Below are 18,986 nucleotides of genomic sequence, written 5' to 3'. Positions count from 1 at the left end.
AACAAAGGTCAGAGAAAGTCAAATTAATTTGACTAACTAATTTTGAATTTAACGAGGTATGAAATATGAACAACAACTTTAATAACTTTAACAACATGGATGATTTATTTAACCAATTGATGGGTGGTATGCGTGGATACAGTTCTGAAAATCGTCGTTACTTGATTAACGGTCGTGAAGTAACACCTGAAGAATTCGCGATTTACCGTCAAACAGGTCAACTTCCTAGCGAAGGAAGTGATCAAGCTCAGTACGTTCAAGGTAAAGCCATGAAACAAGATGGTATTCTTGCAAAACTTGGGCGTAACTTAACAGCAGAAGCTCGTGAAGGTAAGTTGGATCCAGTTATTGGACGTAATAAGGAGATTCAAGAAACATCTGAAATCCTTTCTCGTCGTACAAAGAATAACCCAGTTCTTGTCGGTGATGCTGGTGTTGGTAAAACTGCTGTAGTAGAAGGCCTTGCACAAGCTATTGTGAATGGTGATGTTCCAGCAGCAATCAAGAACAAAGAAATTATCTCTATTGATATTTCAGGTCTTGAAGCTGGTACGCAATACCGTGGTAGCTTTGAAGAGAATATTCAAAACTTGGTAAACGAAGTCAAAGAAGCTGGGAATATTATCCTCTTCTTCGATGAAATTCATCAAATTCTTGGTGCTGGTAGCACAGGTGATGGTCAAGGATCTAAAGGACTTGCGGATATCTTGAAGCCTGCTCTTTCACGTGGGGAATTGACAGTGATTGGTGCAACAACTCAAGATGAATACCGTAATACCATCTTGAAAAACGCAGCCCTTGCTCGTCGTTTCAACGAAGTAAAAGTTAATGCTCCATCTGCTGAAGATACTTTCAAGATTCTTCAAGGTATTCGTGATCTTTATCAACAACACCACAACGTCATCTTGCCAGATGAAGTATTGAAAGCAGCTGTTGATTACTCTGTTCAATATATTCCACAACGTAGTTTACCTGATAAGGCTATCGACCTTGTCGATGTGACAGCTGCTCACTTGGCTGCACAACATCCAGTAACAGATGTGCATGCAGTGGAACATGAAATTGAAGAAGAAAAAGCTAAACAAGAGGCTGCGGCTGCTAAAGAAGATTATGAAGCAGCTTTAAATGCAAAAGTTCGTATCGAAGAACTTGAAAAGCAAATTGCTAACCATACAGAAGATCACAAGGTGACAGCGACTGTCAATGACGTAGCTGAGTCTGTAGAACGTATGACAGGTATTCCTGTTTCACAAATGGGTGCAACTGATATCGAACGTTTGAAAGATATGGGCCACCGTTTGCAAACTAAGGTTATCGGTCAAGACAAGGCTGTTGAAGCCGTTGCCAAAGCGATTCGTCGGAACCGTGCAGGTTTTGATGAAGGAAATCGCCCAATCGGTAGCTTCCTCTTTGTAGGTCCTACTGGTGTTGGTAAAACTGAGTTGGCTAAACAATTAGCACTTGATATGTTCGGAACTAAAGATGCTATCATCCGTTTGGACATGTCTGAATACAGCGACCGCACAGCCGTTTCTAAATTGATTGGTACAACAGCTGGTTATGTTGGTTATGATGACAATAGCAATACTTTGACAGAACGCGTCCGTCGTAATCCATACTCAATCGTCCTTCTCGACGAAATTGAAAAGGCTGACCCTCAAGTCATTACTCTTCTTCTTCAAGTATTGGATGATGGTCGTTTGACAGATGGTCAAGGTAACACTGTAAACTTCAAGAATACGGTGATTATCGCAACTTCAAATGCAGGCTTTGGTTACGAAGCTAACTTGACAGAAGATGCTGATAAACCAGAACTCATGGATCGTTTGAAACCATACTTCCGTCCAGAATTCTTGAACCGTTTCAACGCTGTGATTGAATTCTCACACTTGAGTAAGGAAGACCTTTCTAAGATTGTTGATTTGATGTTGATTGATGTCAATAAGACTCTTTCTAAGAAAGAAATCGACTTGGCAGTGAGCGATGCAGCCAAAGAATACATGACTGAAGAAGGTTATGATGAAGTCATGGGTGTTCGTCCACTCCGTCGAGTAGTTGAACAACAAATCCGTGACAAAGTAACAGACTTCCATTTGGATAATCTTGATGCTAAACACCTTGAAGCTGACATGGAAGATGGTGTCTTGGTCATTCGTGAAAAAGCCTAAATCAAGGTTTTGTGAATCGAAAAAGGAACCAGCTGAAAAGCTGGTTCTTTTTTTGTTAAATGACATGACGCTCAAAAGCATCGTCTGAAATTCCTTGTTCAAGAATCAATTTTGCCCACTCCTTAGCAGAAAAGAGGCTGTGATCCTTGTAGTTTCCGCAAGATTCAATAGTTGTTCCAGGAACATCTTCCCAAGTTGTAGTCTCAGCGATTTCCTTTAGTGAATCCTTGATGACAGCAGCAATTTCAGCGCTAGAATGACGTCCCCACATAATCATATGGAAACCTGTACGACAACCAAATGGGGAACAATCAATCATACCGTCAATGCGAGTACGGATGAGCTTAGCCAAGAGGTGCTCAATAGTATGAAGTCCAGCAGTAGGGATAGAGTCCTCATTTGGTTGAACCAAGCGGATATCAAAGTTAGAAATGATATCTCCTTTCGGTCCAGTCTCTTCTCCAATCAAGCGGACATAAGGAGCTTTTACAATCGTATGATCTAGTTCAAAACTTTCAACAATAACTTCTTTTGACATGGTATTTCCTTTCAACTTTCTTCTTTCATTATATCATAAAGCTATAGTTGATAAATGTCAATGATAGAAATTTTCCTAAAAAGATTTTCATATTAAACCTATAGGAAGAAAAAATTTTCAAATCAATTTGAAAAATTCTGAAAATTGTATTGACACTTGGCGAAAAAGGGACTATAATGTATAAAAAGTCAAAAAGGAGTTTATTATGAAATTTTCAAAAGTAATGGCCCTAGCAGGAGTGACTCTGTTAGCGTCAGGTGTTTTGGCAGCTTGTTCAGGTTCAGGCTCTAGTGCAAAAGGTGAGAAAACTTTTTCTTACGTTTATGAAACAGATCCAGACAGCCTCAACTATCTGACAACAGGTAAGGCTGCAGTTGCGAATATCACAAGTAATGTTGTTGACGGTTTGATGGAGAATGACCGTTACGGGAACTTCGTGCCATCTATGGCAGAAGACTGGTCAGTATCTCAAGATGGTTTGACTTACACTTATACAATCCGTAAAGATGCTAAGTGGTACACTTCTGAAGGTGAAGAGTATGCACCTGTGAAAGCTCAAGACTTTGTAACAGGTCTTAAATATGCAGCTGATAATAAGTCAGAGGCCCTTTATCTTGTTCAAGAATCCATTAAAGGTCTTGACGCTTATGTCAAAGGTGAAGTAAAAGACTTCTCAGAAGTTGGAATCAAGGCAATTGATGATCAAACTGTTCAATACACTTTGAATAAACCAGAAAGCTTTTGGAACTCTAAGACAACCATGGGTATTCTTGCACCAGTCAATGAAGAATTCCTTACTTCTAAAGGAAGTGACTTTGCCAAAGCAACTGATCCAAGCAGTATTCTTTACAACGGTCCTTTCTTGTTGAAATCATTGGTAGCAAAATCTTCAGTAGAATTTGAAAAGAATCCAAACTACTGGGATAAGGACAATGTTCATATTGATAAAGTAAAACTATCATTCTGGGATGGTCAAGATACAGGCAAACTTGCAGACACCTTTAAGGATGGCGGCTTCTCAATGGCTCGTCTCTTCCCGACAAGTGCAGGATATCCTGAACTTGAAAAAGAGTTTAAGGATAACATCGTTTATACACCACAAGATTCTGCTACTTTCTTAGTTGGAACAAATATTGACCGTCAGTCTTACAAGTACACTTCTAAGACTACAGATGAGCAAAAGACATCAACTAAGAAAGCTCTCCTAAACAAAGACTTCCGTCAAGCTATCGCCTTTGGTTTTGATAGAACAGCTTATGCTTCTCAAGTTAATGGAGAAAGCGGAGCAAGCAAACTTCTTCGTAACTTGTTCGTACCACCAACATTTGTTCAAGCTGATGGTAAAAACTTTGGTGACTTAGTTAAAGAAAAATTGGTCACCTATGGTGACGAGTGGAAAGATGTTAATCTAGACGACGCTCAAGATGGTCTATACAATCCTGAAAAAGCGAAAGCAGAATTTGCTAAAGCTAAGACAGCTCTCCAAGCAGAGGGCGTTCAATTCCCAATTCATTTGGATATGCCAGTTGACCAAACTAATACTACAAAAGTTCAACGTGTTCAGTCATTGAAACAATCACTTGAAGCAACATTAGGAACTGACAATGTCGTTGTTGATATTCAACAACTTCAAAAAGATGAAGTCTTAAATGTTACCTACTTTGCTGAAACAGCTGCTGGAGAAGATTGGGATCTCTCAGATAACGTTGGATGGTCTCCAGACTACATTGACCCATCTACTTACCTTGATATCATCAAACCATCTGTTGGTGAAAATACGAAGACTTATCTAGGATTTGATGCTGGTACAAACAACGCTGCTGCCAAACAAGTTGGTTTGGAAGATTATGAAAAGATGGTTGTTGAAGCCGGAAACGAAAACACTGATGTTTCAAAACGTTATGATAAATATGCTGCGGCCCAAGCTTGGTTGACAGATAGCGCTTTGATTATTCCAACAACTTCTCAAACTGGACGTCCAATGTTGTCTAAGATGGTGCCATATACTCTTCCATTTGCATACTCAGGTAACAAGGGTATGAGTGAAGCCCTCTTGTACAAGTACCTTGAACTTCAAGATAAACCAGTAACTGCTGATGAATATCAAAAAGCTCAAGATAAATGGAAGAAAGAAAAAGAAGAATCTAATAAAAAAGCGCAAGAAGATCTTGCAAACCATGTAAAATAAAAGAAGGTGGAGTTAGTAATTAACTCCACTTTTTCATTAACAAAAGACCTAGGAAGATTTTTCCTAGATCTTTTAAGATTATTGTTGTTCTTGAGAATTTTGATTTTATTGAGGGTTTTGATTTGTATTTGGAGCAGTTCGATTCTGAGCGGTATTTGGGCTAGTAGTTTCAGCTACTGAATTTTGATTTTCAGTTGTTGAGCTGGAGGTTGTTGAGGATTGTTGAGTTGTTTGGAAAATCCAGTTGCTACGTGCCCCATTCTTAAAGACATAATCACCGCTTCTATAAAGTCCTTCTGGCATTGTCCAATCACCAGGGTGATCGTCCTCTGCTAGATATTGCATCATAGAACGATAGATGCTAGTGGCAACAGTAAAGCCATCACCAACGATTGGAGTAAGGCGGTTTGAGTAACCGGTCCAGACTGCCATTGAATATTTACGGGTATAACCAACAAACATTTCATCCGGAGCAACAAATTGACTTGTTTTAATGTGGTTTTCAATCTCTTCATCAGTGTAGTTTGATGTACCAGTTTTACCTGCTTGTAGAAGCCATGAAATATAAGCGTCTCGACCTGTACCAGAGTATAATACTGTTTTCATCATTTCTGTCATCATATAGGCGGTTGTTTCTTTCATAGCACGAGTACCTTGATCAGAAAACTCTTTTGAACTACCGTCGCTAAAGACAATTTTATTGATATACATTGGTTTGTGATAGATACCACCGTTAGCAAATGCAGCATAGGCGGCAGCCATTTTTTCACTACTTGCACCGTACTGTTTACCTGATTCAGTCGTATTACTTGAAATTGCGTTTGCATATACCATGGTTGGATAATCAATGCCAAGTCCGTTTAAGAATTTTTTGGCTTTATCGAGTCCAACTCTATCGAGAGTTTCAACTGCTGGTACGTTACGAGATTGTTGGATAGCAGTTTGAAGAGTGATGTTACCATAATAGCCACGATCCCAGTTGTAGACTGGAGTGCTGGTGCCTGGGAAGTTATATGGTACATCCTTGAGCATGTAGGCAGTAGAGTCATAAATGTCATACTCTAATGCGGGGGCATAGTCTGTGATTGGTTTCATGGTAGAACCCCAGTCACGGTTAGTTTCAACAGCTTGGTTAATACCGAAAGATACGTTACTAGCTTGGTGGCGAGAGCCGAGTTGAGCAATAACCTTACCATTTGATACATCAATAATAGTAGAAGCTGCTTGGATTTCATCATCTGGATAGTTTACATATTCATCCGTGTTGTATACATCCCAAAGTCGTTTTTGAACGTCTTGGTCTACGTTAGTGTAGACATCCATTCCAGTAGTTAAAAGGTTGTAGCCTGTCTCTGTTTCAACTTGTTCAATCACTTCTTTGAGGTAATTGTCTAAATATGGAGGGTAGCTGTTGCTTCCTTTGAGACTTTGTAAACCATCAGTGATTGGTGTGTTGATAGCTGTTTCATATTGCTCAGCTGTTAAATAGCCTTGCTTTTGCATCTCTGATAGGACTAGATTACGACGTTCTGTTGCTTCTTCTGGATGAGAATAAGGATCGTATTGGTTAGGTGCCTGTGGCATTCCGGCTAGAAGAGCAAGTTGTGGAATTGATAGGTCTTTTAAATCTTTACCATAGTAACTTTGAGCTGCAGTTTGCATTCCATAGTTACCATTTGACATGTATACTTTATTGATGTAATATGTCAAAATTTCCTGTTTGGTCGCAGTTCTTTCTAACTGAATAGCTAGCCAAGCTTCTTGGGCCTTACGTGCGATTGTTTGGTCTGATGATGATGTTGAAAAGTAAGTTAATTTTATCAACTGTTGCGTCAAGGTTGAACCACCTTGGAGGCCACCTCTACTAGTTAAGTTTCGCAGGAAAGCTCCAGCTATTCGAATGCTATCGATTCCTCTGTGATTAAAGAAGCGATGATCTTCAATTGATACTATTGCATTTACAAGTTCAATAGGAATGTCACTGCTTTGAGCATTAACACGACGCTCTGCTCCTAAGTCAGCAACCAATTCGTTTTTACTGTCGTAAATTTTACTTGAAGTTGTTGCGACAAGTTTGCTTTCAGAAAGTTCTGGTGCTTTAGATACATAGTAGAAGAAGACACTTCCACCAATCAATATTGCAGCAATAAAAGCTGCTAAAAATCCAATTCCTAGATATTTAGCAATGCGCCAGAAAAAATGTTTATTCATATTGTTTTACCACCTAGTAAATGTTGTTTGACGATATCGAGGTATGGTATTTGAGGAAAGGCTTGTTGCTCAATCACATAACCATGATCTCGAATATAATCAAGCGGCATTGATTTTTTTCCCATATCCTGATGATAAAAATGGATGAGGTCAATCGCCGGTAATAAATATGTCTCCTGATAAGAAGAAAAGTGGATTAAGACGAAGCATATACCCTTTTGTTCAAGAACCTGTTCCATATGCAAAATCTGATGAGAATGGAAGTTCTTCATCGGGAAAGCATTTTTTTGTCTGGTTTCCTTGGCTTCGAAATCGATATAAAATCCTTCATAAACACCCGAGTAGTCAGTAGTTGAAGCCTGTCTAAAATAGGCTTCGACAATTTTAGCGCGACTCCGTTGAGGGTAGTCGACTCGAACTATCTGAACTGGGGTTGGCTTTTTGTGAATGACTGCTATTCCATGTGATAGATAGTAGTCGTTCGTAGCATTTATCATCTTTTCAAAGCTCATCCCTCGATTTGCGAAATTTTTAGTTTGGGGCAGAGAAGTTTTACTTGGTTTAGATGAAAGTTTATGTGGATAGTTGACCATAATCCTCCTTATTGGTACAATAACATCACTTTATTATACCACAAAGGTCAACAGAAAGGGTGAAAAAATGCATACAGCCTTGGTTTTAGGATACTCAGCTTTTGATTTAGGATTGTTAAATGAAAAGGATATTCGGTTAAAAATTATAAAAAAAGCCATTCGTAGAGATTTGGAAAGATTAGCTGAGGAAGGGTTGAAATGGCTAGTTTTCACAGGCACTCTTGGTTTTGAACACTGGGTCTTAGAAGTAGCTAGAGACATGAAGGAGGCCTATGAATTTCAACTAGCGACTATTTTTGATTTTGAGACACATGGATCAAACTGGAATGAGGCTAACCAGGTCAAATTGAGTGATTTTAAACAGGTCGATTTTGTCAAATATGCCTATCCAACTTATGAGCACAAAGGCCAATTGAGAGATTATCAGATTTTTTTACTCGAAAATACGGATGGCGCCTATATTTTTTACGACGAAGACAACGAAACAAAAATGAGATTTTTTTACGAACTGATGAAAAAGAAAGACAACTATATGACAAAAAGATTAACATTTGAGGAATTAAACGAAATAGCCGAAAATTTTTCCGAAAATTGAGGCTTTGACCTTGCTTTTTGTTTGCCTTTTTTTATATAATAATACTAGTAACTGAGAATGGAGAGAGACATGGCAAGTATTATTTTTACAGCAAAGGATATTTTTGAGCAGGATTTCGGAAGAGAAGTACGTGGATACAGTAAAGCAGAGGTAGATGAATTCTTAGATGACGTTATCAAGGACTATGAAACCTATGCAGCGTTGGTTAAATCACTACGTTTGGAAGTCGCAGAATTGAAAGAGCAATTGGCGAACAAACCTCAGGCGGCACCTGTATCTGTAACGTCTGAACCTGCTGAGCTTGGAAGTACGACTTCTATGACTAATTTTGATATCCTGAAACGCTTGAATCGTCTTGAAAAAGAAGTATTTGGCAAACAAATTGTAGAAAATTCTGATTTCTAAGAATTATACAGTTGTGCAATTTTTGGATAATCGCGTGGAGAGTTTATCTTTTCATGAGGAAAGTCCATGCTAGCACAGGCTGTGATGCCTGTAGTGTTTGTGCTAGGCGAAACCATAAGCCTAGGAACGAGAAATCGTTACGGCGAGTGAATAGACTAAGTTTTCGGATATGTTTTAGTAGCTCTGAAAGTGCCACAGTGACGAAGTCTCTCTGGAAACAGAGAGAGTGGAACGCGGTAAACCCCTCAAGCTAGCAACCCAAATTTTGGTCGGGGCATGGAGTGCGCGGAAACGAACGTAGTACTCTGACTGCTAGCAGCTTCTAGCTGTTAGTGGTAGACAGATGATTATCGAAAGAAGTGGTCCTAGTCGCTTCTGGAACAAAACATGGCTTATAGAAAATTGCATATAGGTTGGGGCTGAGAAATTTTCTCAACCTCATTTTTTAAAGGTGAACAAGAGAAAGGTCTTTAAAGACTGACATGAAACAAACATTTAATATAATAGCGACTGCTGCAGCGGGTTTAGAGGCTGTTGTAGGTCGTGAAGTGCGTGCACTTGGCTATGATTGTCAAGTTGAGAATGGTCGCGTTCGCTTTGAAGGAGATGTAAAGGCAATTATTGAAACTAATTTGTGGCTACGAGCTGCAGATAGGATTAAGATTGTTGTTGGGACTTTTCCTGCAAAAACATTTGAAGAACTTTTTCAAGGAGTTTTCGCCTTAGATTGGGAAAACTATTTACCACTTGGAGCGCGTTTTCCAATTTCAAAGGCTAAGTGTGTCAAATCAAAACTTCATAATGAACCTAGTGTTCAAGCTATTTCTAAAAAGGCAGTTGTTAAGAAATTGCAGAAACATTATGCTCGACCAGAAGGTGTTCCGCTGATGGAAAATGGTCCAGAGTTTAAAATAGAGGTTTCAATTCTTAAAGATGTTGCGACTATCATGATTGACACAAGTGGCTCTAGTCTTTTCAAACGAGGTTATCGTACTGAAAAAGGTGGTGCTCCTATTAAAGAGAACATGGCAGCAGCAATTCTGCAATTATCAAACTGGTATCCTGATAAACCCTTGATTGATCCGACCTGCGGTTCAGGGACCTTCTGTATTGAGGCAGCTATGATTGCTCGTAATATGGCGCCAGGTTTGCGCCGTTCCTTTGCTTTTGAGGATTGGAACTGGGTTAGTGATCGTTTAATTCAGGAAGTCCGCACAGAAGCAAGCAAAAAAATCAATCGTGAGATTGAGCTAGACATTATGGGTTGTGATATTGATGGACGCATGGTGGAAATTGCTAAGGCAAATGCTCAGGCTGCGGGAGTTTCTAAGGATATCCACTTTAAGCAGATGCGCGTGCAGGATTTGCGAACGGACAAGATCAATGGAGTTATTATTTCGAATCCACCGTATGGAGAACGCTTGTCAGATGATGCAGGAGTAACCAAGCTCTATGCTGAGATGGGAGAAGTATTTGCCCCCCTTAAAACATGGAGTAAATTTGTCCTGACTAGTGATGAAGCTTTTGAAAGTAAATATGGTAGTCAGGCAGATAAAAAACGGAAACTCTATAACGGTACTTTGAAAGTTGATTTATATCAATATTTTGGTCAACGTGTGAAAAGGCAAGATGTTAAAAAAGAAAGGAATGCAGATGAGTAAGAAAAGACGCGATCGTCATCATAAAGGTGAGCAAGAATCTAAATTTGAATTTGAAGAGGCTAAAGATTTAACGGTTGGTCAGGCTATTCGTAAGAACGAAGAGGTTGAAGCAGGTGTGACTCCAGATGATACCATCTTAGACAAATATATCAAGCAACACCGTGAAGAAATCGAAGCAGACAAATTTGAAAATTTACAAACGAAAAAAGAGGAATCCACTCAAAGCTTGGACGATATGATTCAGGAAGTGAGAGAAACAACTGAACAAGAAAGTGCATTAAGTTCAGAAGAGGAAGCAATTGCTCTTGCAGTAGCTGCAGAGACAACTGAAATCGTTGTTCAAGAAGCTGAAGAAGAGGAAACGAGAATTCTCGAGCAACCTTTTAAGGATGAATTGGAAGCTGTTGAAATGACTGAGGTAGAAAACTCCGAAGTGGGAGTGGTTTATGAGGAAAATGAAGATCAGCTACAACCTTTTTCTCGTTCTACTGAAGTTGATGATGAACCAAAAAATAAAAAGAAATGGGCGATTTTGTCAGCCATTATTTTGCTATTCCTCTTGATTTTTGGAGGTGGCTATTACGTTTATCGTCAGATTGCGCGCTCTTCTCAAGAACTTCAAACTAAGGCTGCAGATTCAGGCTTGGTAAGCAATCAGTCGGTCTATGAACAATTTAATGCGCTCTACGACACGTTTTATACTGATGAAAACAAAACAGCTCTTAAAAATAGCCAGTTTAGTCAACTGAATCAATTGAAGGAACTTCTAGATAAACTTGAAGGAGCGAGAGAACATACTCTAGCCAAATCAAAATATGATAGCTTAGAAACACAGATAAAAGCAATTCAAGAAGTAAATTCTCAATTTGAAACTCCAGCTATTACAGATGGTGTTTTGGATACAAATGCAAAAATCAAAGCGGATGCTAAATTTACAGATATCAAGACTGGTAATACAGAAATTGATAAACTTCTAGACAAAGCAATCAGTCTTGGTAAGAGTCAATTAGCAAGTACAACAACAAGTGCAGCTTCAACGTCAGCCGCTAGCCAAGAAGCGTCAAGCCCAACGACAGAAAGCAGTCCATCTACTTCAACAAATGAGACTGCGTCATCTACGAATGGTGGCTTGTCGAGCGAAGGCGTTAATTTGCAAAGAAGTGTCAGTCGAGTACCGTATAATCAAGCCGCTGTAAGTGATAGTAGTAATCCTGCTTGGACTTTTGCAGATGGTGTCCTTGAACGAATACTTGAGACATCCCGTGTACGTGGATATATCACTGGAAACCAATATATCTTGGAACCTGTAAATATCGTTAATGGCAATGGTTATTACAACCTTTATAAACCAGATGGAACTTATCTCTTCACCCTAAACTGTAAGACAGGTTACTTTGTAGGGAATGGTTCTGGCCATGCGGATGATTTAGACTACTAGTCAAATTGTTATAAAATTCTTTCTTTTCACAGATAAACATGATAAAATAAAACATATTAAACAAGAGGAGTGTCACATGACTAAAGCAAACTTTGGTGTTGTTGGTATGGCCGTAATGGGTCGTAACCTTGCCCTTAATATCGAATCTCGTGGATACACAGTTGCTATCTATAACCGTAGTAAAGAAAAAACAGAAGATGTTGTTGCTTGCCATCCTGAAAAGAACTTTGTGCCAAGCTATGATATCGAAAGCTTCGTAAACTCAATCGAAAAACCACGTCGTATCATGCTCATGGTTCAAGCAGGACCTGGTACAGACGCAACCATCCAAGCCCTTCTTCCACACTTGGATAAAGGCGATATCTTGATTGATGGCGGAAATACTTTCTATAAAGATACTATCCGTCGTAATGAAGAATTGGCGAACTCAGGTATCAACTTCATCGGTACAGGTGTATCTGGTGGTGAAAAAGGTGCCCTTGAAGGACCATCTATCATGCCTGGTGGACAAAAAGAAGCCTATGAATTGGTGGCTGACGTTCTTGAAGAAATTTCTGCAAAAGCACCAGAAGATGGGAAACCATGTGTGACTTACATCGGTCCTGATGGAGCAGGTCACTATGTGAAAATGGTCCACAATGGTATCGAGTACGGTGATATGCAATTGATCGCAGAAAGCTATGACTTGATGCAACACTTGCTCGGTCTTTCAGCAGAAGACATGGCTGAAATCTTTACTGAGTGGAACAAGGGTGAATTGGACAGCTACTTGATTGAAATCACAGCTGATATCTTGAGCCGTAAAGATGATGAAGGTCAAGATGGACCAATCGTAGACTACATCTTGGATGCTGCAGGAAATAAAGGAACTGGTAAATGGACTAGCCAATCAGCTCTTGACCTTGGTGTGCCATTGTCACTGATTACTGAGTCGGTATTTGCGCGCTACATTTCAACTTATAAAGAAGAACGTGTACACGCTAGCAAGGTGCTTCCAAAACCAGCTGCTTTCAAATTTGAAGGAGACAAGGCTGAGTTGATTGAAAAGATCCGTCAAGCCCTTTACTTCTCAAAAATCATTTCTTACGCACAAGGTTTTGCGCAATTGCGTGTAGCTTCTAAAGAAAATAACTGGAACTTGCCATTTGCAGATATCGCATCTATCTGGCGCGCTGGATGTATCATCCGTTCTCGTTTCTTGCAAAAGATTACAGATGCTTACAGCCGTGATGCAGATCTTGCCAACCTTCTTTTGGATGAGTACTTCTTGGATGTAACAGCTAAGTACCAACAATCTGTTCGTGATATTGTTGCTCTTGCGGTTCAAGCTGGTGTACCAGTACCAACCTTCTCAGCAGCCATTACTTACTTTGATAGCTACCGTTCAGCTGACCTTCCAGCGAACTTGATCCAAGCACAACGTGATTACTTTGGTGCTCACACATACCAACGTAAAGACAAAGAAGGAACATTCCACTACTCTTGGTATGACGAAAAATAAGTAGGTCAGCCATGGGGAAACGGATTTTATTACTTGAGAAAGAAAGAAATCTAGCTCATTTTTTAAGTCTGGAACTCCAAAAAGAGCAATACCGAGTTGATCAGGTAGAAGAGGGACAAAAAGCCCTCTCCATGGCTCTTCAGACAGACTATGACTTGATTTTACTGAATGCTCATCTAGGGGATATGACAGCCCAGGATTTTGCAGAACAGTTGAGTCGGACTAAGCCAGCTTCGGTTATCATGGTCTTGGACCATCGAGAAGAATTGCAAGACCAAGTTGAAACAATCCAACGTTTTGCTGTTTCATATATCTACAAGCCAGTCATTATCGATGATCTAGTGGCTCGTATTGCAGCAATTTTCCGAGGTCGGGACTTTATCGACCAACACTGTAATCAGATGAAGGTTCCAACATCCTATCGCAATCTGCGTATGGATGTAGAACATCATACCGTCTATCGTGGCGAGGAGATGATTGCTCTGACACGTCGTGAATATGACCTCTTAGCTACTCTTATGGGAAGTAAGAAGGTTTTAACTCGTGAGCAGTTGCTGGAAAGTGTTTGGAAGTATGAGAGTGCGACCGAAACCAATATCGTCGATGTTTATATCCGTTATCTACGTAGCAAACTTGACGTAAAAGGTCAAAAGAGCTATATCAAAACTGTGCGTGGTGTTGGTTACACCATGCAAGAATAGAAAAGCAGTTGCAGTTATGTAACTGCTTTTTTTGAATTTATTATATATTGACATATAGTATTGCCTTTGCTACAATCATTTTGGAGGAAACAAGAATGAAATTTTTGAAAAAAATGATGCAAGTCGGTCTAACAGTATTCTTTTTTGGTCTGTTAGCAACAAGTACGGTATTTGCGGACGATGCTGATTCAGAAGGCTGGCAATTTGTCCAAGAAAATGGTAGAACTTACTACAAGAAGGGGGAACTCAAAGAAACCTACTGGCGAGTGATTGATGGTAAGTACTATTATTTTGATCCTTTATCTGGAGAGATGGTTGTCGGCTGGCAATATATACCTGCTCCACACGAAGGGGTTACGATTGGTTCTTCTATAAGGCAAGATGTTGCTTTTAGACCAGATTGGTTTTACTTTGGTCAAGATGGGGTACTACAAGAATTTGTTGGTAAGCAAGTTTTAGAAGCAAAAACTGCTACAAATATCAACAAACATCATGGGGAACAATATGATAGTCCAGCAGAGAAACGAGTCTACTATTTTGAAGACCAAAGAAGTTATCACACCTTAAAAACCGGTTGGGTTCATGATAAGGGGCATTGGTATTATTTACAGGAGGATGGTGGCTTTGATTCTCGCATCAACAGATTGACTGTTGGAGAGCTCGCACGTGGCTGGATAAACGATGATTCAACTTGGTACTATCTAGATCCAACAACTGCTACAATGCAAACGGGTTGGCAATATCTTGGTAACAAGTGGTACTATCTCCGTTCATCAGGTGCTATGGCGACCGGCTGGTATCAAGAAGGTTCAACCTGGTATTATCTAGATGCTCAAAACGGTGATATGAAAACTGGCTGGATTTATGTCGATAATACTTGGTATTACCTCCGTTCGTCAGGAGCTATGGTAACCGGTTGGTTCCAAGTCAATGGGAAATGGTACTACGCCTATAATTCTGGTGCCTTGGCTGTAAATACCACAGTAGGTGGCTACTACCTCAACTATAATGGCGAGTGGGTCCAGTAATGAAAAAAAGCGATTGTGAAGGAAACAATCGCTTTTTTTGTGAAAATATAATAAAATAGAAAGGAATAAAGTTCTAAAATTTTATCTAGAAAAAGACGGTTTTCGTCTGATAGAAGGATTAAATGACAAAAGAAGTTGGTGTCGGTCAGGCACATAGTAAAATTATTTTAATCGGAGAGCATGCAGTGGTTTATGGCTACCCAGCCATTTCTTTACCTCTTTTAGAGGTAGAGGTGACTTGTCGGGTGGTTCCAGCAACCACACCATGGCGTCTGTTTGAAGAGGACACCTTGTCTATGGCTGTTTATGCTTCTCTCGAGTATCTAAATATCAAAGATGCTTGCATCCGTTGTCAAATTGACTCGGCTATTCCAGAAAAACGGGGGATGGGTTCTTCAGCAGCCATTAGTATTGCAGCCATTCGTGCAGTATTTGATTATTACCAAGCAGAACTTCCGTATGATGTTTTAGAAATTCTGGTCAATCGGGCGGAGATGATTGCCCATATGAATCCTAGTGGTTTAGATGCTAAGACTTGCCTAAGTGACCAGCCTATTCGTTTTATCAAGAATGTTGGTTTTGAAGAATTAGCCATGGATTTGTCAGCTTATCTGATCATTGCAGATACTGGAGTTTATGGACATACTCGTGAAGCTATCCAAGTCGTAGAGAGCAAAGGTAAGGAAGCTCTGCCTTTCTTGCATGCATTAGGAGAATTAACCCAAGAGGCAGAAAAAGCTATTCAAACAAAAGATGCCGTGAAGCTGGGAGAAATTCTAACCAAAGCTCATGGAAATCTAAAAGAAATCGGAGTTAGTAGCCCTGAGGCAGATGCCTTGGTTGAAACTGCCCTTGAACATGGAGCTCTAGGAGCCAAGATGAGTGGTGGTGGTCTAGGCGGTTGCATCATTGCCTTGGTTGCTAATGTCAGTCAAGCACAAGAACTCGCAGAAAGATTAGAAGAGAAAGGAGCTGTTCAGACATGGATCGAAAGCCTGTAACAGTACGTTCCTATGCCAATATTGCTATTATTAAATATTGGGGTAAGAAAAAAGAAAAAGAGATGGTTCCCGCGACTAGCAGTATCTCTCTGACTTTAGAAAATATGTATACGGAGACGACACTTTCACCTTTGCCAGCAGATGCTAGGGCAGATGAATTTTACATCAATGGTCAGTTGCAAAATGAAGCTGAACATAAAAAGATGAGTAAAATCATTGACCGCTACCGTCCTGAAGGAGCAGGTTTTGTTCGTATCGATACCAAGAACAATATGCCAACAGCAGCAGGCCTTTCTTCAAGTTCCAGTGGTTTGTCTGCTCTAGTCAAAGCTTGCAATGCCTACTTCCAATTAGGACTAGATCGTAAAGAGTTGGCCTTGGAAGCTAAGTTTGCATCGGGTTCTTCATCTCGTAGTTTTTATGGCCCCATAGCAGCTTGGGATAAGGATAGTGGAGAGATTTATCCAGTTGAAACTGACTTGAAACTAGCTATGATTATGTTGGTCTTGGAAGACCAGAAAAAACCAATCTCTAGTCGGGATGGTATGAAACTCTGTGTAGAAACTTCGACTACTTTTGAGGACTGGGTCCGTCAGTCTGAACAAGACTACAATGATATGCTGGTCTATCTCAAGGGAAATGACTTTGAGAAGGTTGGAGCTTTAACAGAAAAGAACGCTCTTGCAATGCATGCGACGACAAAAACTGCAAATCCGCCGTTCTCTTATCTGACAGATGCAAGTTATGAGGCTATGGATTTCGTTCGTCAGCTTAGAGAACAAGGAGAATCTTGTTACTTCACCATGGATGCGGGGCCTAATGTAAAGGTTCTTTGTTTAGAAAAAGACTTGGAACATCTATCAGAACTTTTAGGTCAACGCTATCGCTTAATCGTTTCAAAGACAAAGGATTTGAGCCAAGATGACGATTGTTAAAACTTGTGGTAAGCTCTACTGGGCTGGTGAGTATGCCATTTTAGAACCAGGGCAGTTGGCACTAATAAAAGCTATTCCCATCTATATGACAGCTGAGATTGAGTCCTCAGAAGTTTATCGACTCTACTCGGATATGTTTACTTATAGTGTAGATATGCGCCCAGATTCTTCTTATGCCTTGATTCAAGAAACAGTTGCCTTGGTGGAGGAATATCTGACTTCCCAAGGAGTTGACTTGCAACCTTTTTCCATAGACATTCGTGGGAAAATGGAGCGTGAGGGCAAGAAGTTTGGCCTGGGTTCTAGTGGTAGTGTTGTTGTCTTGGTCATCAAGGCCATGCTTGCTTTCTATGAAAGACCTGTTGAAAGAGACCTTTTGTTTAAACTGGCTAGTGCTGTACTTCTCAAACGTGGAGATAATGGTTCCATGGGGGATATTGCCTGTATCGTTTCAGAAGACCTGGTCCTCTATCAGTCTTTTGACCGTGAGAAAGTGGCAGAATGGCTAGAAAAAGAAGACTTGCCAACTGTATTAGCACGTGATTGGGGCTTTTCTATTAGGAGTGTTGAACCGACCTTGAAATTTGATTTTCTGGTGGGTTGGACCAAGGAAGTAGCGGTGTCTAGTCACATGGTTAAGCAAATCAAGAAGAATATGAATGCTAGCTTTTTGCAGGCTTCAAAAGAAACAGTAACTAACTTGGTAAAGGCTTTGCATGAAGGCCAAGAAGAAAAGATAATGGAGCTACAAGAACAAGCCAGCCAACTTTTAGAAGGCTTGAGTTCAGATATTTACACACCTTCGCTCAGACAATTAAAAGATGCCAGCAGAAACTTAAAAGCTGTTGCTAAAAGTAGTGGTGCTGGTGGTGGAGACTGTGGGATAGCCCTCAGTTTTGACCAAGATTCGACCACATTACTGAAAAAACGCTGGGCTGATCTTGGGATTGAGCTCTTGTATCAAGAAAGGATAGGACATGACGACAAATCGGAAGGATGAACACATCCGCTATGCCCTTGAACAAAAAAGTACTTATAATAGTTTTGATGAGGTGGAGTTAATCCACTCCTCACTACCCTTATACGATATAGATGAGATTGATCTTTCGACAGAATTTTCAGGGCACAAATGGGACTTTCCTTTTTATATTAACGCCATGACAGGTGGGAGTGATCGGGGCAGAGAAATCAATCAAAAATTGGCCCAGGTGGCAGAGGCCTGTGGAATTTTATTTGTGACGGGTTCTTACAGTGCGGCACTTAAGGATCCAGCGGATGACTCTTTCTCTGTCAAGTCAAATCATCCTGACCTCCTCTTTGGAACCAATATTGGCTTAGACAAGCCTGTTGAATTGGGGATACAAACGGTAAAAGAAATGAATCCCCTCCTCTTGCAAGTTCATGTTAATGTTATGCAGGAACTGCTCATGCCCGAAGGTGAGCGTCAATTTAGATTGTGGCAAAATAATCTGAAAGATTATGCTGAGCAAATCTCTGTTCCCCTTGTCTTAAAAGAAGTCGGCTTTGGCATGGATGTGAAGACCATTGCTAAGGCATATGAGATAGGCATACGTACGGTTGATTTGTCTGGTCGTGGGGGAACTAGCTTTGCCTATATCGAAAATCGTCGTAGCGGTCAACGGGACTACCTCAATGATTGGGGTCAATCGACCATGCAAGCTCTTCTGAATGCCCAAGACTGGAAAGACAAGATGGAACTTTTGGTTAGTGGAGGAGTTCGCAATCCACTAGATATCATCAAATGCTTGGTGTTTGGAGCCAAGGCAGTTGGTCTATCACGCACTATGTTAGAGCTGGTTGAAAATTACTCTGTTGATGTTGTTATTTCCATTGTTGAAAGCTGGAAGGAAGACCTACGCTTGATTATGTGTGCCCTTAATTGTAAAAAAATTGAGGATTTACAAGAGGTCGACTATCTCCTTTATGGAAAATTGAAAGAAGCAAAAGACCAAATGTAAAGAAAGAGGTCAGGATTTTAGTCCCGACCTCTTTATCATTCCTC

16 protein-coding genes and 1 other RNA gene are annotated in these 18,986 nt (G+C 40.2%); 14 read left to right on the top strand and 3 right to left on the bottom strand.

Annotation, left to right across the window (positions count from 1 at the left end; translation table 11 throughout):
* The first annotated feature begins 65 nt into the window (after positions 1-65).
* On the top strand, positions 66-2,168 hold the full coding sequence (locus NMM19_RS01575) for an AAA family ATPase (protein ID WP_178895379.1): 2,103 nt from the start codon (positions 66-68) through the stop codon (positions 2,166-2,168).
* A gap of 55 nt (positions 2,169-2,223) precedes the next feature.
* Here NMM19_RS01575 and NMM19_RS01570 read toward each other — a convergent pair whose 3' ends face one another.
* On the bottom strand, positions 2,224-2,706 hold the full coding sequence (locus NMM19_RS01570) for an S-ribosylhomocysteine lyase (RefSeq protein ID WP_178895378.1): 483 nt from the start codon (positions 2,704-2,706) through the stop codon (positions 2,224-2,226).
* A 205-nt stretch (positions 2,707-2,911) separates the two neighbouring features.
* Here NMM19_RS01570 and NMM19_RS01565 point away from each other — a divergent pair, with 205 nt between their 5' ends.
* Positions 2,912-4,894, top strand: a complete 1,983-nt coding sequence (locus tag NMM19_RS01565) for a peptide ABC transporter substrate-binding protein (protein ID WP_178895377.1) — start codon at positions 2,912-2,914, stop codon at positions 4,892-4,894.
* A 105-nt stretch (positions 4,895-4,999) separates the two neighbouring features.
* On the opposite strand, the gene pbp1a is transcribed toward NMM19_RS01565, so the two are convergent.
* Both pbp1a and recU read right to left on the bottom strand, forming a co-directional pair.
* Entirely contained in the window at positions 5,000-7,105 is a 2,106-nt protein-coding gene (gene pbp1a, locus NMM19_RS01560) for a penicillin-binding protein PBP1A (protein WP_178895376.1), read from the bottom strand.
* Positions 7,102-7,698, bottom strand: coding sequence for a Holliday junction resolvase RecU (gene recU, locus NMM19_RS01555; protein WP_178895375.1), 597 nt, complete (start codon positions 7,696-7,698; stop codon positions 7,102-7,104). Before recU ends, pbp1a begins: the two co-directional genes overlap by 4 nt.
* 67 nt (positions 7,699-7,765) lie before the next feature.
* Between recU and NMM19_RS01550 the strand changes: the two genes are divergently transcribed.
* The 12 genes from NMM19_RS01550 (at position 7,766) to fni (ending at position 18,942) form a co-directional block, all read left to right on the top strand.
* A complete protein-coding gene (locus NMM19_RS01550; RefSeq protein ID WP_178895374.1) occupies positions 7,766-8,293 on the top strand; it encodes an SLOG family protein in 528 nt (175 codons plus the stop codon).
* A 69-nt stretch (positions 8,294-8,362) separates the two neighbouring features.
* A complete protein-coding gene (gene gpsB / locus NMM19_RS01545; protein WP_006150353.1) occupies positions 8,363-8,698 on the top strand; it encodes a cell division regulator GpsB in 336 nt (111 codons plus the stop codon).
* Positions 8,699-8,716: 18 nt separating this feature from the next.
* An RNA gene (gene rnpB / locus NMM19_RS01540) (RNase P RNA component class B) lies at positions 8,717-9,098 on the top strand.
* Positions 9,099-9,180: 82 nt separating this feature from the next.
* Positions 9,181-10,359, top strand: coding sequence for a class I SAM-dependent RNA methyltransferase (locus NMM19_RS01535; protein ID WP_178895373.1), 1,179 nt, complete (start codon positions 9,181-9,183; stop codon positions 10,357-10,359).
* A complete protein-coding gene (locus NMM19_RS01530) occupies positions 10,352-11,797 on the top strand; it encodes a cell division site-positioning protein MapZ family protein (protein ID WP_254729678.1) in 1,446 nt (481 codons plus the stop codon). Before NMM19_RS01535 ends, NMM19_RS01530 begins: the two co-directional genes overlap by 8 nt.
* 76 nt (positions 11,798-11,873) lie before the next feature.
* Entirely contained in the window at positions 11,874-13,298 is a 1,425-nt protein-coding gene (gene gndA, locus NMM19_RS01525) for an NADP-dependent phosphogluconate dehydrogenase (RefSeq protein WP_178895371.1), read from the top strand.
* An 11-nt stretch (positions 13,299-13,309) separates the two neighbouring features.
* Positions 13,310-13,999, top strand: coding sequence for a response regulator transcription factor (locus NMM19_RS01520; protein WP_178895370.1), 690 nt, complete (start codon positions 13,310-13,312; stop codon positions 13,997-13,999).
* A 95-nt stretch (positions 14,000-14,094) separates the two neighbouring features.
* Positions 14,095-15,027, top strand: coding sequence for a choline-binding protein CbpF (cbpF, locus tag NMM19_RS01515; protein ID WP_178895369.1), 933 nt, complete (start codon positions 14,095-14,097; stop codon positions 15,025-15,027).
* Positions 15,028-15,149: 122 nt separating this feature from the next.
* Positions 15,150-16,028 carry a mevalonate kinase gene (gene mvk, locus NMM19_RS01510; protein ID WP_178895368.1) on the top strand — a complete coding sequence of 293 codons (879 nt, stop codon included), beginning with the start codon at positions 15,150-15,152 and terminating at the stop codon, positions 16,026-16,028.
* Positions 16,010-16,963: a diphosphomevalonate decarboxylase gene (gene mvaD, locus NMM19_RS01505; protein WP_178895367.1), complete on the top strand. Its 954-nt coding sequence runs from the start codon at positions 16,010-16,012 to the stop codon at positions 16,961-16,963. Before mvk ends, mvaD begins: the two co-directional genes overlap by 19 nt.
* Positions 16,950-17,963 (top strand): phosphomevalonate kinase, encoded by a 1,014-nt coding sequence (locus NMM19_RS01500; RefSeq protein WP_178895366.1) that lies wholly within the window; start codon positions 16,950-16,952, stop codon positions 17,961-17,963. Before mvaD ends, NMM19_RS01500 begins: the two co-directional genes overlap by 14 nt.
* Positions 17,941-18,942 (top strand): type 2 isopentenyl-diphosphate Delta-isomerase, encoded by a 1,002-nt coding sequence (fni, locus tag NMM19_RS01495; RefSeq protein WP_178895365.1) that lies wholly within the window; start codon positions 17,941-17,943, stop codon positions 18,940-18,942. The genes NMM19_RS01500 and fni overlap by 23 nt, the downstream gene beginning before the upstream one ends.
* The last annotated feature ends 44 nt before the right edge of the window (positions 18,943-18,986 follow it).

This window comes from Streptococcus sp. CF8_St5-17, from assembly GCF_024295665.1.
Lineage (GTDB): Bacteria > Bacillota > Bacilli > Lactobacillales > Streptococcaceae > Streptococcus.
This window is presented reverse-complemented; position numbering and strand designations above follow the sequence as displayed.

Excerpts from the sequence above, each read along its gene's own strand:
- NMM19_RS01575 (WP_178895379.1), top strand. The coding sequence starts at position 66 with ATGAACAACAACTTTAATAACTTTAACAACATGGATGATTTATTTAAC.
- NMM19_RS01570 (WP_178895378.1), bottom strand. The coding sequence starts at position 2,706 with ATGTCAAAAGAAGTTATTGTTGAAAGTTTTGAACTAGATCATACGATT.
- NMM19_RS01565 (WP_178895377.1), top strand. The coding sequence starts at position 2,912 with ATGAAATTTTCAAAAGTAATGGCCCTAGCAGGAGTGACTCTGTTAGCG.
- pbp1a (WP_178895376.1), bottom strand. The coding sequence starts at position 7,105 with ATGAATAAACATTTTTTCTGGCGCATTGCTAAATATCTAGGAATTGGA.
- recU (WP_178895375.1), bottom strand. The coding sequence starts at position 7,698 with ATGGTCAACTATCCACATAAACTTTCATCTAAACCAAGTAAAACTTCT.
- NMM19_RS01550 (WP_178895374.1), top strand. The coding sequence starts at position 7,766 with ATGCATACAGCCTTGGTTTTAGGATACTCAGCTTTTGATTTAGGATTG.
- gpsB (WP_006150353.1), top strand. The coding sequence starts at position 8,363 with ATGGCAAGTATTATTTTTACAGCAAAGGATATTTTTGAGCAGGATTTC.
- NMM19_RS01535 (WP_178895373.1), top strand. The coding sequence starts at position 9,181 with ATGAAACAAACATTTAATATAATAGCGACTGCTGCAGCGGGTTTAGAG.
- NMM19_RS01530 (WP_254729678.1), top strand. The coding sequence starts at position 10,352 with ATGAGTAAGAAAAGACGCGATCGTCATCATAAAGGTGAGCAAGAATCT.
- gndA (WP_178895371.1), top strand. The coding sequence starts at position 11,874 with ATGACTAAAGCAAACTTTGGTGTTGTTGGTATGGCCGTAATGGGTCGT.
- NMM19_RS01520 (WP_178895370.1), top strand. The coding sequence starts at position 13,310 with ATGGGGAAACGGATTTTATTACTTGAGAAAGAAAGAAATCTAGCTCAT.
- cbpF (WP_178895369.1), top strand. The coding sequence starts at position 14,095 with ATGAAATTTTTGAAAAAAATGATGCAAGTCGGTCTAACAGTATTCTTT.
- mvk (WP_178895368.1), top strand. The coding sequence starts at position 15,150 with ATGACAAAAGAAGTTGGTGTCGGTCAGGCACATAGTAAAATTATTTTA.
- mvaD (WP_178895367.1), top strand. The coding sequence starts at position 16,010 with ATGGATCGAAAGCCTGTAACAGTACGTTCCTATGCCAATATTGCTATT.
- NMM19_RS01500 (WP_178895366.1), top strand. The coding sequence starts at position 16,950 with ATGACGATTGTTAAAACTTGTGGTAAGCTCTACTGGGCTGGTGAGTAT.
- fni (WP_178895365.1), top strand. The coding sequence starts at position 17,941 with ATGACGACAAATCGGAAGGATGAACACATCCGCTATGCCCTTGAACAA.